The sequence below is a fragment of the Collinsella sp. TF11-5AC genome (assembly GCF_003436775.1).
In the GTDB taxonomy this organism is placed as follows: Bacteria; Actinomycetota; Coriobacteriia; order Coriobacteriales; family Coriobacteriaceae; genus Collinsella.
Genome location: NZ_QSQO01000002.1, coordinates 13134 through 27152 on the forward strand (window position 1 = coordinate 13134; position 14019 = coordinate 27152).

11 protein-coding genes and 1 tRNA gene are annotated in these 14019 nt (G+C 61.1%); 6 read left to right on the plus strand and 6 right to left on the minus strand.

What is annotated here, in order from left to right; genetic code table 11:
• Nucleotides 1–9: 9 nt before the first annotated feature.
• Together DXD16_RS01355 and DXD16_RS01360 are read right to left on the minus strand one after the other, a co-directional pair.
• Nucleotides 10–429 (minus strand): nitrous oxide-stimulated promoter family protein, encoded by a 420-nt coding sequence (locus tag DXD16_RS01355; RefSeq protein WP_117654881.1) that lies wholly within the window; start codon nt 427–429, stop codon nt 10–12.
• Complete coding sequence (locus DXD16_RS01360; protein ID WP_117654882.1) at nt 430–4005, minus strand: ATP-binding cassette domain-containing protein; 3576 nt, start codon at nt 4003–4005, stop codon at nt 430–432. It lies immediately after the preceding gene.
• Between the two features lie 384 nt (nt 4006–4389).
• On the opposite strand from DXD16_RS01360, the gene larC reads away from it, so the two are divergent.
• From larC to mazG, 3 genes are read left to right on the plus strand one after another with little or no spacing between them, the layout of a single operon-like run.
• Nucleotides 4390–4875 carry a nickel insertion protein gene (larC, locus tag DXD16_RS01365; RefSeq protein WP_233502563.1) on the plus strand — a complete coding sequence of 162 codons (486 nt, stop codon included), beginning with the start codon at nt 4390–4392 and terminating at the stop codon, nt 4873–4875.
• A gap of 57 nt (nt 4876–4932) precedes the next feature.
• A complete protein-coding gene (yfcE, locus tag DXD16_RS01370) occupies nt 4933–5481 on the plus strand; it encodes a phosphodiesterase (protein WP_117654884.1) in 549 nt (182 codons plus the stop codon).
• Nucleotides 5482–5483: 2 nt separating this feature from the next.
• Nucleotides 5484–6344: a nucleoside triphosphate pyrophosphohydrolase gene (gene mazG / locus DXD16_RS01375; protein WP_117654885.1), complete on the plus strand. Its 861-nt coding sequence runs from the start codon at nt 5484–5486 to the stop codon at nt 6342–6344.
• Between the two features lie 50 nt (nt 6345–6394).
• Here mazG and DXD16_RS01380 read toward each other — a convergent pair whose 3' ends face one another.
• Nucleotides 6395–7810: an ATP-binding protein gene (locus tag DXD16_RS01380; RefSeq protein WP_233502566.1), complete on the minus strand. Its 1416-nt coding sequence runs from the start codon at nt 7808–7810 to the stop codon at nt 6395–6397.
• Between the two features lie 324 nt (nt 7811–8134).
• On the opposite strand from DXD16_RS01380, the gene eno reads away from it, so the two are divergent.
• The 3 genes from eno (at nt 8135) to DXD16_RS01395 (ending at nt 11403) form a co-directional block, all read left to right on the plus strand.
• Nucleotides 8135–9424: a phosphopyruvate hydratase gene (gene eno, locus DXD16_RS01385; RefSeq protein WP_117629967.1), complete on the plus strand. Its 1290-nt coding sequence runs from the start codon at nt 8135–8137 to the stop codon at nt 9422–9424.
• A gap of 195 nt (nt 9425–9619) precedes the next feature.
• Nucleotides 9620–10381 (plus strand): hypothetical protein, encoded by a 762-nt coding sequence (locus tag DXD16_RS10435; RefSeq protein WP_233502567.1) that lies wholly within the window; start codon nt 9620–9622, stop codon nt 10379–10381.
• 20 nt (nt 10382–10401) lie between these two features.
• On the plus strand, nt 10402–11403 hold the full coding sequence (locus DXD16_RS01395) for a hypothetical protein (protein WP_117654887.1): 1002 nt from the start codon (nt 10402–10404) through the stop codon (nt 11401–11403).
• A gap of 155 nt (nt 11404–11558) precedes the next feature.
• On the opposite strand, the gene DXD16_RS01400 is transcribed toward DXD16_RS01395, so the two are convergent.
• The 3 genes from DXD16_RS01400 to DXD16_RS01410 all read right to left on the minus strand — a co-directional run bounded on the left by DXD16_RS01400 (nt 11559) and on the right by DXD16_RS01410 (nt 13859).
• On the minus strand, nt 11559–12860 hold the full coding sequence (locus DXD16_RS01400; RefSeq protein WP_117654888.1) for an ATP-binding protein: 1302 nt from the start codon (nt 12858–12860) through the stop codon (nt 11559–11561).
• A gap of 259 nt (nt 12861–13119) precedes the next feature.
• Nucleotides 13120–13204, minus strand: a tRNA-Leu gene (locus DXD16_RS01405).
• 31 nt (nt 13205–13235) lie between these two features.
• Nucleotides 13236–13859, minus strand: a complete 624-nt coding sequence (locus DXD16_RS01410) for a hypothetical protein (RefSeq protein ID WP_117654889.1) — start codon at nt 13857–13859, stop codon at nt 13236–13238.
• Nucleotides 13860–14019: the final 160 nt, after the last annotated feature.

Below are 14019 nucleotides of genomic sequence, written 5' to 3' on the forward strand. Positions count from 1 at the left end.
CGCCGGCGACTACTTGCTTCGTGCCGCCACGCGTTTGGCCTGCACCGTTACCATCGCGTGTCTTACGGCGGTGATGGGGCGATAGCGGATCATACGCGGTCCCGACCAGCGCATGATCTCGCGGATCTTCTCGCGCATGGCAGGCCGGTAGCAATGCGAAGGACAGGCCGAGCAAAATGTCTTGGTGCCCATGTGCGGGCAGTGCTCAATGCGCGCGATGGCGTATTTCTGCAGCTCGGCGCATTCGGGGCAGAGCGTAATGGTCCGAAGGCCGAGTTTCACGCGCACGGGCTCATCGTCGCCAGCCTGTTCGACCGCATGCCCGCCGCCATGATGCCCACGACACCACAGCGCAATCATCTGCGACACCATTTGGGCCTCGCGCTCACGTTTGCGTGCCAGCTCCGGTGTGTCGGCGGTGCGCGCCATCTAGCTCAGCCTCCCGTGCTCGACCGAAAGCGAGCAATCGGCAAAGGCGCAGGTGCTGGCACGGTGGCTTACGAGTACGATGGTCTTGCCGCGGCGCTTGAGCTCGTCAACGGCCTGCATTACGGACGCCTCGTTGAGGGCGTCGAGTGCGCTGGTGGGCTCGTCGAGCAAGATGAAAGGCGCGTCGTTGAGGAAGATGCGCGCAAGGCCGATGCGTTGGCGCTCGCCGCCCGAGAGCGAGTCGCCCAGCTCGGCAACCGGGGTGTCGAGACCCTGCGGCAGGCGGTCGATGAGCGTGGTGAGTGAGGCGGAGCGGCAAGCGTCGAGCAGTTCGGCATCGGTGGCGTTGGCGTGCGCGACCAGCAGATTCTCGCGTACGGTGCCGCAGAACAGATGTGTGTCCTGGGTCATATAGGCCTCGTGGCTGCGCAGGCTCGCCGTGTTGATGTGGCGGGCATCGACACCGCTCACCGTGATGGTGCCGGCTGCGGGGTCCCAAAAGCGCATGAGCAGCTTAAGCAGCGTCGACTTGCCCGAGCCCGAGCGCCCCATGATGCAGGTCATGGTACCGGGCGCAAAGGTGCAGGTCACGTCGTCGAGGATGAGATTCGCAGCGGCGTCGTTCGCGACCTGCTCTGTGGCGCCGGCACCGCCCGCGTCCACGCCGCCCGCATAGCTAAAGCTCACATGCTCGGCTGCGGCGCCGGCAAACTCAACGTCCTGTCCATCGGCGACCTCGGCGCACTGGGGCCGCTCGTCGAGCAAATCGAGCACGCGTGCGCCCGAAGCGAGCGTCTCCTGCAGTGAGGCGCCCAGGCGGCTCACGACCATTACCGAACCAAACGACGACACAAAGGTAAAGACGGCGACAAACGCTGCGGCAAAATCAATCGTTCCCGCAGCCACCAGCTGCAGCGCATGCCCGAGCATCACCAGATTGGCCGCAAGAATAAGCGCATCGGCTACGGCCTCGCTGGCCGCCTGGCGGCGCTTGAGGCGCGCGTCCACGGCGCCGACTTGCTCGGTCAGCTTGGCCAGGGCACGGCTGCGATCGGCGCCACCGGCGAACTGGATAGTCTCGGACGCGCCGCGTAGACTGTCGAGCACATAGGCGCCCAGCTTACCGGCGCCCTCGCGGCTCTGGCGGCCGGTGGTGCCGCATGCCTTGGCCGAGGTCAGGGGCAGTAGCACGCCCAGGACCGCGTAGGCCACGAGCGCGATGCCCGCGAGCTCGGGGCTCACAGCCAGCAAAAAGCCCTCAAACACAACGGTGCAGACCAGAGCGATTGCAATGGGCGAGATGGTGTGCGCGTAGAAGACCTCGAGCAGCTCGATATCCGAGGTGACCAGGCTCACGAGCTCGCCCTTGCCACGGCCCTCGAGCTTGGCGGGGGCGAGCTGGCGCAGGGCGCCAAACACCAGGTTGCGAATGTGTGCGAGCAGACGGAATGCGATGTAATGGTTGCAGAGCTGCTCGCCGTAGTGGAGCGGCCCGCGTGCGATGCCGCAGGCGGCACAGGCCGCGCATGCTGCGATAAGACCAAGCCCCAAGGCGTTGCGGCCCAGCGCGGCCATAAGGCCAAGGGCGCCAAAGGCCGGCACGAACGCGGCGGTGAGCATACCAATGCTGCCTAGCGCGACGGCTAGCACAAGCCAGCCGGCAAGCGGTCGGACGAGCCCCATCATGCGCCACATGATGGACGGCGCCGAGCGACGGACGCGGCCGGAGTCAAGCGCCGCGGCAGCGGAAGACGAGCTAGCACCGTTGAGGCCATCGGTACAGGCAGCGCTGCCGTCAACAGCCTCAACCGCGCCGGCATCTTCGACGTCCTCGGCATCATCCTCCGCATACGCATATGCCGAGAGCTGCTCCTGGCTGTTCCACATGCGCGCATAGGCGCCCGCGGTGGCCAAGAGCTCGCCGTGAGTCCCGTGCTCGGCAATACGGCCACGCTCCAGCACCAGGATCTGATCGGCGCCTACGATCGTCGACAGGCGGTGTGCCACCACGATTACGGTGTGCCTGCCGGCAAGCGACGCGATGACCTCGCCGATCGCGGCCTCGCTTGCGGCATCGACGTTGCTCGTAGCCTCGTCAAACACATAGATCGGCGAGTCGTGCAGCAGGGCGCGGGCCATGCACACGCGCTGGCGCTGACCGCCCGAAAGGTTGGTGCCGCCCTCGTTAATCACCATGTCGAGCCCGCCGTTGGCCTGCACAAAGGCCGCCACGCGCGTGCGGCCGAGCGCGCGCAAAAGCTCGGTATCGGTGGCGCTGGGCTGGGCGAGCAGCAGGTTGTCGCGCAGGGTGCCGGCAAACAGGTAACCGTTGGTGGGCACCAGGGTGACGGCGCGCATGAGTGAGGCGGCCGTGGCGTCGCGCAGCTCGACGCCGCCGATGCGAACGCTGCCACGGTAGGCACCCTTGCGGCCCGCGATAATCCCCGCGATCGTGGACTTGCCGCCGCCGCTTTCGCCCACGAGTGCCGCGAGCGAGCCGTGCGCAATGGTCGCGCTGGCGCTGTCCAGCACCGTGCGGTCGCCGTATGCATAGCTCACGCCCGTGAGCTCGATATCGCCGCGACCGTCAAGCTCAACATCGCCGCGCTCGGGCTCGGGCGTATCCAAAATGCCAAACATGCGGCGCGAGGCGGCCATGCCGTTCATGGCCGTGTGGAACAGCGATCCCAGGCGGCGCATGGGCAAAAAGAACTCCTGTGACAGAAAGACGATGAGGAAGGCAGCCTCAAAGCCAATCTTGCCCGTGGCGAGCTGCAGCGCGGCTACGATAATGCCGAGCGCGGCGCCCATATAGACGACCAGGTCCATAACGCAAATGGAGCGCAGCTGCATCACCAGCAGGCGCATGGTCGCCGTGCGGAAACGCTCGGACTCGGTGTTGATACGCTCGTGCCAGCTGCGATCGGCCTGGTAGACCTTAAGGGTGGTGAGACCCTGCACGGCCTCCAGGAACATGCCGCCAAGATCGACATAGCTGCCCCAGTACTCGGCACCGATCTTTTTGGCGTTGCGCATGACCATCATAATGGAGACGGGGATGACCGGAACGCAGGCGAGCAGCAGCGCGGCGGGAAGACCCGCCTGGCCCACGAGCAGTACAAACAGCGTGATGGGTGCCAAGCCGGCAAAGAAGAGCTGCGGCAGGTAGCCGCCAAAGTACACCTGGAGTTGCGTGGCGCCCTCGACGCTGGTCTGGACGGCCTCGGCGGTGGGGACGGTCTCGGTGTAGGAGGGGCCGAGTGCGGTGAGCTTGTCGTAGACGAGCGAGCGCACGCGGCGGACGGCCTCGAACGCGGCCTTGTCACCGGTGCGCTGCGCCAGGTAGATGGCGGCGGCACGCGCGATGATGGCGGCGGCGAGCGGCAAGGCCGCCTGTGCGAGGGCATCGACGGCGAGCGCGGCGGAAAGGCCGTCCGTGACGATGCCGCCCAAGATGCGCGCAAGCACCCACATCACCGTGATGTTTGCCATGAGCGCGATCCACTTAAACAGGACGCTTGCCATAATGTAGGGCGTTGCCTGCGGAACCAGGGAGAAGAGCCGCTTCTCGAACATGAAACCTCCTATGCCGTAACGGTGCCGGTCGGGGTCCTCGGCAGCCGCTTAGTTAGCCAAATGCAACTAGAGTAGCATCGTGCAGCCTGTAAGTATGCCGAGGGTAATTTTTTGGCCGATGAACTGCGTAGAAAGTTCAAAATTGTTGAGTGTAGTGAACTTTGTGGTGGACGGAGTGCGAGCGCAATTCTGATCGTGCGCGGCCCCGCTCCAAAACATGTACATCAGCCTCCAAAAGCTGCAAAAAATGACATGTTTGGAGGCTGGCGTACATGTTTGGATAGGGGCGAGGGCGGCGACGGACGAAAGTCACGCTTGCGCCACGTCCGATGTGCTAGCGTTTGGGTGAATAAAACGAGCCCGTGCGGAAAGGATCCGGACCGTATGCAACGTGGAAGTACATCTCCGCTGTCTCGCGAGACCGATGCACCCGAAACTATCGTCAAGCTGGAGTGCGACATCGACGATGCGTCGCCCGAGGTACTCGCTTATGCCGCGGACCGCCTGCGCGAGGCAGGTGCGCGCGAGGTGCACTGGTTGCCTCTCTACTGCAAAAAAGGTCGCCCCGGCTGGCAGCTGCAGGTAATCTGCGCCCGCGAGGACATTGACCGTCTGCAGACGATTATCTTTTTGGAAACCACCACGAACGGCATCCGGCGCCAGGTGATGGAGCGCGTTTGCCTGCCGCGCCGCTTTGAGCAGGTCGCGACGCCTTGGGGCGAGGTGTCCGTCAAGGTGGCCACCCTGCCCGACGGCAGCGAGCGCGCGGCACCCGAGTACGAGGACTGTGCCCGCCTTGCCCGTGAGCACAACGTGCCGCTCCAACGCGTGATGCAGGCGGCACAAGCCTCGGCACTGCGATTTGAATAGCGCGCCCGGCCACATCTCGCGCCTGGCCACATCAACCCCATCCGAAAGGACCCTCCCATGAAATACCTCATCGCCTCCGACATCCACGGCTCGGCATATTGGACCGAGCTCCTCTGCGCCGCCATCGAGTCCGAGCAGCCCGACCGCATCGTCCTGCTGGGCGACCTGCTCTATCACGGTCCGCGCAACGACCTGCCGCGCGACTACGCCCCCAAGCGTGTGATTCCGCTGCTCAACGCCCTGGCCGACCGCATCATCGCGGTGCGCGGTAACTGTGACGCCGAGGTCGACCAGATGGTCCTCGACTTTCCCGTCATGGCCGACTACGCCACGCTGTTCGACGAGGCCGGCCGCGAGCTGTTCCTGACGCACGGCCACGTTTTTGGCGCCGGCATGCACAACAGCGTCGACCACGTGCCCGCGCTGCCCGAGGGCTCCGCGCTCGTCTACGGCCACACGCACATCAAAGTTAGCGAGGCAAGCGAGACTCACCCGGGTCTGTGGCTCTTCAATCCCGGCAGCGTGAGTATTCCCAAGGACGGTACGCACAGCTACGGCATCTACGAGGGCGGCGCGTTCCGTCACGTGATCCTGGAGGAGAAATAATCATGGCGCAGCACATGGCTCGGCAAAATGCCGAGGGCTCGCGCGATCTGTCCACACTGGTCGACGCGTCGGCCGAGCTGCAGCATCTGGTGCAGACCATCTGGCGTCTGCGTCAGCCCGATGGCTGCCCGTGGGACCGCGAACAGACGCATCAGAGCATCGGCAAGAACATGATCGAGGAGGCCTACGAGGCGCTCGATTGCATCGAGGCGGACGACGTGGCGCATCTGCGCGAGGAGCTGGGCGACGTGCTCATGCAGGTGGTACTGCATGCGCAGATTGCGGCGGACGCCGGCGAGTTTACGCTTGCCGATGTGGCACGCGATATCGACGCCAAGCTCATCCGTCGTCATCCGCACGTGTTTGGCGATGCGGACGCCGAGAGCTCCGATGAGGTGCTCAAGATCTGGGACGAGGTTAAGCTTGCCGAGAAGGCTGCCAAGGACAAGGCCGTGGCGGCAGGCGAGGCTGCGCCCGAGGGCCTGCTCGACGGCGTGCCCACGCATCTGCCGGCGCTGATGCAGGCCCAAAAGGTGTCGCGCAAGGCGGCTGCCGTGGGCTTTGAGTGGGAGACGGTCCAGGACGTGTGGGACGAGGTCGCCGAGGAGCGTGCCGAGTTTGAGGCTGAGGAGCCTGGCTCGCCCGAGCGCGAGATGGAGTTTGGCGATCTGCTCTTTGCTCTGGTCAACGTCGCGCGCAAAGAGGGAATTGACGCCGAGAGCGCTCTGCGTGCCAGCACAGCCAAGTTCCGTCGCCGTTGGGCCGCGATGGAGCAGATGGCGGCCGACGCCCACGTGGATCTTGCCGAGCTTTCGACCCACGGCCTCAACGACCTGTGGGACGCCGCCAAGGCAAACGAGTGACCTGCGCCTCACGCAGTATTCGTTTGCGTCAGCGCCTCACAGAGAGGTCTCTACAAGCAAAAAGCCATATACAGCGGAAGATGTGCCAGCTGTGCTTCGGCATCCCACTCGAGTTGTTTAGGATGCAGCACATATGCCGTCCCGATTTTTTTGTTAAAGCGTGCGCGGAACCGATCGAGGGAGATGGTCCCGTATTTGCGCGGCGACTTAACTTCGATGGGGCTGATGCGCGGCTTTCCAGCGGCGTTGACATAGGGTCGGGTAACGAGGAAGTCGATTTCCATGCGCTCCTCCCCCTCCTTCTTTCCGCTTTGGGAATAAAAGAAGAGCCTGTGTCCATTGGCCTTTAGAGATTGGGCAACGTAGTTTTCGGTAAGCATTCCTTCGTTCAATCCGATGTCGCCGCGAAGCACGGCCCTGTAAACGTCTTCATCGGTATCGTTGTTGTCAGAGAAGGCAAGCGTTACAAGCAGGCCGGTGTCTGCCATGTAGCACTTGAGGGCCGTTTGCTCCATGCTGAGCGAAAGGCCCACGCTCGGTTCGCTTGCGGCATAGCAGATATTGGCAATTCGCGCGTCTGCCAGCCAAAAGAAGGCTTCTTCGTAGGTGCGCATGCGTGCGTTTTTATCAAGTGAGGAAAGCTTGAATCGTTTTTCGTGCCTAGAGAGCTGACCCGGGATGCCATCGAGTACGGAGACGACTTTGAATTCGTAACCGGTTGCAAAGCGTGAGATATCGTTGCGATAGAGCTGGACGATTCGGCGCTTCGAAGCGTCAACGGGCGCAAAAGTGCGTTTTTCAACATAGATGGATACCGGCTCGGGCATACCGCCTACGAGTATGTATTCGCGCATAAGGGAGAGGGCCCTGCGATGTAGGGCATCGGGGAGCGGTTTCATCTTGCTAAAGCTCAAACGAATAAGATCAGCGAGCCCCTTCTCGTCCATGCCCCAAAGGAATTCCTCAAAGTCAAGCGGGTCGAGCTCGATGGAGTCCTCCTCGGACGGGATGACGATATCTTTGATGTTCTGCTTGATGCTGAGTAGGGATCCGGTTTCGATGTAGTCGTAACGCCCGTCAGCAACGAGATACTTGATGAGCCCACGTGCTTGCGGGTACATCTGGACCTCGTCAAAGACAATAAGCGTCTCGCGTTCATAGAGTTTGACGTTATAGAAAACCGAGAGATAGAGGAAAAGCGAGTCGAAGTCGGTGCGGTAGTCCTCAAAATATTGCTTAACTTCGGCAGGCGCTTGAAAGAAATCAATGACAAGACAGGATTTGTATTCGGCTTCTCCAAACGCGCGGGCAAGCGTGCTTTTGCCAACGCGCCGGGCCCCTTCAATAAGAAGTGCTGTTTTACCAGCACTTTCATGCTTCCATTTTAGTAGTGTGTCATAGACTTTTCGTTTAAGCATGGCTGCCTCGTGCACGATATCCAGAACTTTTATAACCTGATTATGCACGATATCCAGAACTTCAGACCCTTAGATTTGCACGATATCCAGAACTTTGCATGATGTGAAAGCACATTATTGGCTCTTACATTCGCAAGTCGGGTAAAGACGGTATGCGGATTGGAGATTTTAATGGAGAGGACCTCTAGAGATGAATGCCGGTGCAAAAGCATGAGCCCCAAAGAATGATTTCCTAAATTCATATGTATCCCTCGGCTAACTTAGGGCATAATGCAAAAAGTGCGACATGGCTAACTTACGGAGGCACGCCGATGGTGCACGGTCAGCCGGTCGCCAAGCATTCAACCCGTTTCCAAGTGAGAGGGAGACAACATGAGCGATATTTTGGACGTCTACGGTCGCGAGGTGCTCGACAGCCGCGGCAATCCCACCGTCGAGGTCGAGGTCGTGCTCGAGGACGGCAGCTTTGGCCGTGCAATGGTGCCTTCGGGTGCTTCGACCGGCGCCTTTGAGGCCTGCGAGCTGCGTGATGGCGACAAGGGCCGCTATCTGGGCAAGGGCGTCTCTCGGGCCGTCGAGCACGTCAATAACGAGTGCGCTAACGCCGTCGTGGGCCTCGACGCCTTCGACCAGCGCGCCGTCGATGCCGCGCTGATTGCCGCGGACGGTACCCCCAACAAGACCAAGCTCGGTGCCAACGCCATCCTGGGCGTGTCGCTGGCCGTCGCCCGCGCCGCTGCCGAGTCGGCGGGCCTGTCGCTGTACCAGTACCTGGGCGGCGTCAACGCCCACCTGCTGCCCACGCCTATGATGAATATCCTCAACGGTGGCGTCCATGCCGACAATAACGTTGACTTCCAGGAGTTCATGATCATGCCGGTGGGCGCCCCGAGCTTTGCCGAGGGCCTGCGTTGGTGCGCCGAGGTCTACCACACCCTCAAGGGCGTGCTGCACGAGGCGGGCCTGGGCGGCGGCGTGGGCGACGAGGGCGGCTTTGCGCCCAACCTCAAGACCAATGCCGAGCCGTTCGAGTACATTACCAAGGCCGTCGAGAAGGCTGGCTTTAAGCCCGGCGTCGACTTCATGTACGCCATGGATCCGGCCTCGACCGAGTTCTACAACGCCGAGACCGGCATGTACGAGCTCAAGGGCGAGGGCGTGGAGTACACGAGTGCCCAGATGGTTGATTACTGGGAGAAGCTCGTCGACACCTATCCCATCATCTCCATCGAGGACGGCATGGCCGAGGAGGACTGGGACGGTTGGGTTGAGCTTACCCGCCGCATTGGCAACAAGGTGCAGCTGGTGGGCGACGACCTGTTCGTCACCAACACCGAGCGCCTCAAGAAGGGCATCGAGCTGGGTGCCGCCAACGCGATCCTGGTCAAGGTCAATCAGATCGGCACGCTCACCGAGTCGCTCGAGGCCATCGAGACCGCCAAGGAGGCCGGTTACGCCTGCATCGTGAGTCACCGCTCCGGCGAGACCGAGGATTCCACGATCGCCGACCTGGTCGTGGGCGTCAATGCCGGCCAGATCAAGTCGGGCGCCCCGTGCCGCAGCGACCGTATCGCCAAGTACAACCAGCTCATTCGCATCGAGGACGAGCTCGAGGGCAGCGCGCGCTACGCCGGCAAGGCCGCGTTCTACAACATTCGCTAAACGGGCGAATTTGGCGAGGAGGAGGCTGACTCGGTTCCGCCCCGCCTTGGCTGGACGCCGCAAAGCGCTGTGGGCGCTGGGCCATATGGCTCAGCGCCTTTTTTATGTCGAGCAAAGGCTGGCGAAGGCGGTGCGGGCGCTCGTGCTATAACTAAAGGACTTAGCGCAAACAAACCTCAACCGCACAAGGCGCACATGGATCAGATTTACGACAACAGGTACTATTCCGCCGGTTCACGCGAGCCGTCGCCTCGCCGTGCACGCACGGTGCAGCTCGGTGGGCCCGCCTACGCCGGCGTCGACCGCCCCGTGCAGCGCCCGACAAGTACCTCGCGCCCCAATGCTCAAGTGAATACTTCGACAGATGGACCGGTGCGCCCGGCACGTTCGTCGCATACGTCGCGTCCCTCGACTCAGGCACACGACAAATCGAGCAGGCCCTCGAACCGTTTTTCGGGCTCGGACTTTATGCGCTACGCCAACGACAACGCGGTGGTCAAGGCGATCTATGACTTTACGCATGGCTCTCTGCGTCCGCTGTTTATCGGTGTCGTGGTGGCGCTGGTGCTCGTGAGCCTGTATTTCCCCGTGCGCGACCTGTACGTGGCAAAGCGTTCGAGCGATATCTTGGCCAAGCAGGTCGAGATTCGCCAGCAATACAATGATGAGCTGCAAAAAAGCGTCGACAAGCTGCTCTCGGAGGAGGGTATCAAGGACGCGGCGTCCGAGGACCTGGGCCTGGTGATGCCCGGCGAGAAGAAGATTGACGTGCTGGGCTTGGACGACGATTCGGACTCGTCGTCGAGCAAAAAGTCCTCAAACGCCAAGAAGGCCAGCGAAGTGGCCAAGGAAATCGAAGAAGTCGGCAAGGACGCGCCGTGGTACATCCAGGCGCTCGACATGCTGTTTGGGTTTAACGGCGTCGAGGGTCAGACGGTCGTGTCCAACGGCAAATAGCGCCCGGAGGGGAGCCCGCAATGACAAATTGCAAACGCTATAAGGTAGCCGCGATCGACCTGGGAACGGTGTCGTCGCGACTGGTGCTGGCGCAGGTCGAGGCCGGGGCGATCGTGGAATCGTCCAAGCATACCGAGATTACCGACCTGGGCGAGGGCGTGGACGCGACGGGCCGCTTTTGCGAGGCGGCCGTTGAGCGTGTGATCGCTGCGTGCCGTACGTTTGTGGACGAGGCGCGCGCCTTTGGGGCCGTGTGCGTCTGCACCACGTGCACGAGTGCCGCGCGCGATGCGTCCAATGCCGCGTTGCTGCTGGACGGCCTGCGCGAGTTGGGGCTCGAACCACAGGTGATTCCGGGCGAGGTCGAGGCGCGCCTGACGTTTTTTGGCGTGGCGCACGACTTTGCCGGCGAGCGCATCATCGTCGCGGATTCGGGCGGCGGGTCCACGGAACTCGCGACGGGCGTATACGCTCCGGAGCGCGGCGTCTTTGCGCTGGAGGGAACGCGCTCGCTGGACATCGGTTGCCGTCGCGTGACGGAGCGCTTTTTCTCCGCGTTGCCGCCCGCGGATGGCGAGCTTGCTGCCGTTGCCGCGTGGGCAGGCGAGCAGTTCGCCGCCTATTTTGAGGGCCTGCCTGTCGACTTTGAGCGCGCCGAACGCCTCGTTGCGGTGGGCGGTACCGTCACCACGCTCGTGGCGCTCGTTCACGAACTGGAGCCGTACGATTCGAGCTTTGTGCACCTGCGCGAGCTTTCGATGGAGCAGGTCTCGGCCGCTATCGAGCGCATGTCCGCGCTGGATGTTGCGGGCATCGCCGCGTTGCCGGGCGTGCAACCCAAGCGCGCGGGCGTGATCTTGGCAGGCGCCGTGGTGATTCGCGAGCTCATGCGAGTCGGCGGCTACGACACGCTCACCGTAAGCGAGAACAGCTTGCTCGCCAGCATGGCCGCCACCATCAACGAGGTTCTCGACGGCGCGACTCCCACCATCGCCTGGACCCCGAGCCTGAGTGCTCTTTAACCGTCTTCCTCTGAGTTGCGGTGAAATGCGGACTAAAATCGCCCTTTCGGGCCCCAAACAGTCCCTATTCCACCGCAACTCAACAGCCGGCACCTAGGGATGTTTCTTTTCTGTCGGCACCTGGGGACAGTCCTTGTTGAGCGCCTCCGCAGCCTTTATGCCAGTTTGTCGATTTGCCCAATTTCCCAAAGCGGAATATTGACGAGCGTGCCCTCGTCTCTATATGCCGCCAGGGAGCTCCTCACGCAACGCTCGAGTTTGAATTTTTCGCAGGCTATTTTCAGACTCTTCGCTTTAAGGTTCTCTGCCGCCTTGACCTCAAGCGGGAGCACGGTTCCCGTATGGTCGATGGCAAAGTCGGTTTCGGCATTGCCAGAGGTAGAGGACCAATACACGGGAGTTTTGTCCTGGAGCAAAAGCTCCTGCGCGACGTATTGTTCGGTCAGCGAACCTTTGAACTCGGTAAAAACAGCGGATCCGTTAAGAACGATGGCCGGAGAGAGACCGGAGAGCGCTCCGAGGATGCCGGTGTCGATGCAGAACAGTTTGAAGCCCGAGAGGTCTTCGTAGCTCGAGAGCGGTGTCTTTAGAGCGGAAACACGTGGCACCTTGTGAACGATTCCGTAGTCCGTGAGCCACTGGAGGCTTTCCTCAAAATCGCGTGCGCGCGCTCCGGGGCGAAGGGCGCCATAGACAAACTTCTTGTTCTCCTTGGCAAGCTGGCCGGGAAGGGATTTCCAAATCAACCTCATGCGCTCGACGATGCGGGCGGGTGCATGTTTGCCAAAATCGGATTCGTAAGCCTCGATGATTTGCTGCTGAAGCCTTCGGGCTTCAATGAAGTCGCGTGTCTCGGCGAAAGCGGAGACAACTTCGGGCATACCACCGACAACAAGGTATTCCTTGAGCAAGTGCACGAGCTTTTCGGTGACGTTTGCTAGAAGGTTCATGTCTGCGGCAAGGATGGCGTCGGCGAGCGGGTTGCCGTCGACGGCGCGAACGAACTCGGCAAACCCCATGGGACGCATGGTGAGCTGGTCGATTTTGCCGACGGGAAATGACTCGTTTTCGCGTCGGAGCGCGAGGCCCATATAGGAACCGGCTGCTACGATGTGGTATTCGGGCGCAAGCTCGTTGAAGTACTTGAGCGAGGTGATCCCGCGTGGCGCCTCTTGGATCTCGTCGAAGATGATGAGCGTGTCTGTCGGCGTTACGGTTTGACCACGTAGGAGCTCTATCTGGGAGATGATGCGCTTGGGGTCGAGGTCCCCATCGAACAGCGAGCGTGTGCTCGGCTCGAGCATAAAGTCAAAACGAATGACGTTTCGATACTGCTGGCTTGCGAATTCGTTAAGAAGCCAAGTCTTTCCTGTCTGGCGGGCTCCCTTAAGCAAGAGAGGTTTGCGATTCGCCCTTGATTTCCAAGCGATAAGTTCACTCATAAGCTGTCGTTGCATATTGCCTCCCAACCCTCTCGGCTAGTATAAGGCCATTTGGGCGTTTCCATCGGAAAATGTGCGAGACAACCACGTTTTTCCATCGGAAAATGTGCGAGATAACCACGTTTTTTCATCGAAAAATGTGTGAGGAAACTCATTGGGTGAGTGGAAAAAAGTAGTCAAAAAAGCCCCGTCCCAAATTAGCTGTCCTGCAGTTGACGGCATCTAAAAGAAACGGGACCGCATCCCAAAGGGATACGGGCCCGTAAACAATACGTGGTAGGGGCGGTGGGACTCGAACCCACAATCCTCGCGGCGAGAGATTTTAAGTCTCCTGCGTATGCCAATTCCGCCACGCCCCCGTGAGACTAGAAGTCTAGCACAAGCCGTCCGTTACGCGTTGACGGCCATCGAGTGTTGGCCCGACTTCTCCAGGAACTCCTGGAACTTGGCTTCGTCGCCCTTGTTCTGGTACTGCAGGGCCAGCAGGTACTCCAGGCGGCAGCGCTTGACTGGGTCGTCGCCGGCCTCCTCGAGCATGCGCTCCAGCTCGGGAATGTCGTTGTGGCGCTTCAAGATCATCGTGTCGTACATCAGCTGGCACTCGTGCGCAACTGCCTCGGCCTGGCCGCCCTCAAAGCCCTTGATCTCGTGCAGCAACTCCTTGGACTTTTTGCGGTCCTCCTGGCCAACGTAGTAGTTAAAGGCCTTAATGACCAGATCGACGCGCTGCATCTTGGGCAGGTTGAGTCCCAGCAGCAGGTCGAACATCTCGCTGGCGCGCTTGTGGTCCTCGCGCAGCAGATAGGAGTTCAGGCGCAGGTAGTCGCGGTTGTAGCGCGGGTACAGCATGCTGGTGAGTTTGCCGTCGAGCAAGCGATCGAACTCGTCCCACTGCTTAGCGGCCATAAGCTGCTGCAGGCGTTTAAACGTGGTGCGTTTTTTGACGCTAAAGAACACCGACACGGCGATACAGATGATAACGACGGCGGTCCAGAGTGTGCGGGAATCGGGCATATTAGGGTCCTTAGTCGCTCATAAAGCGAGCGGTATGACAACACGTACTAGATGTATTATACGCAGCGCGCAAGCAAACTGGCATAAAAGCTCATCGAGGCTAAGTGCCATCGCTCGCTGCGGTACACTTACCTAAAGTAAACCATGAAGGGAGACATTA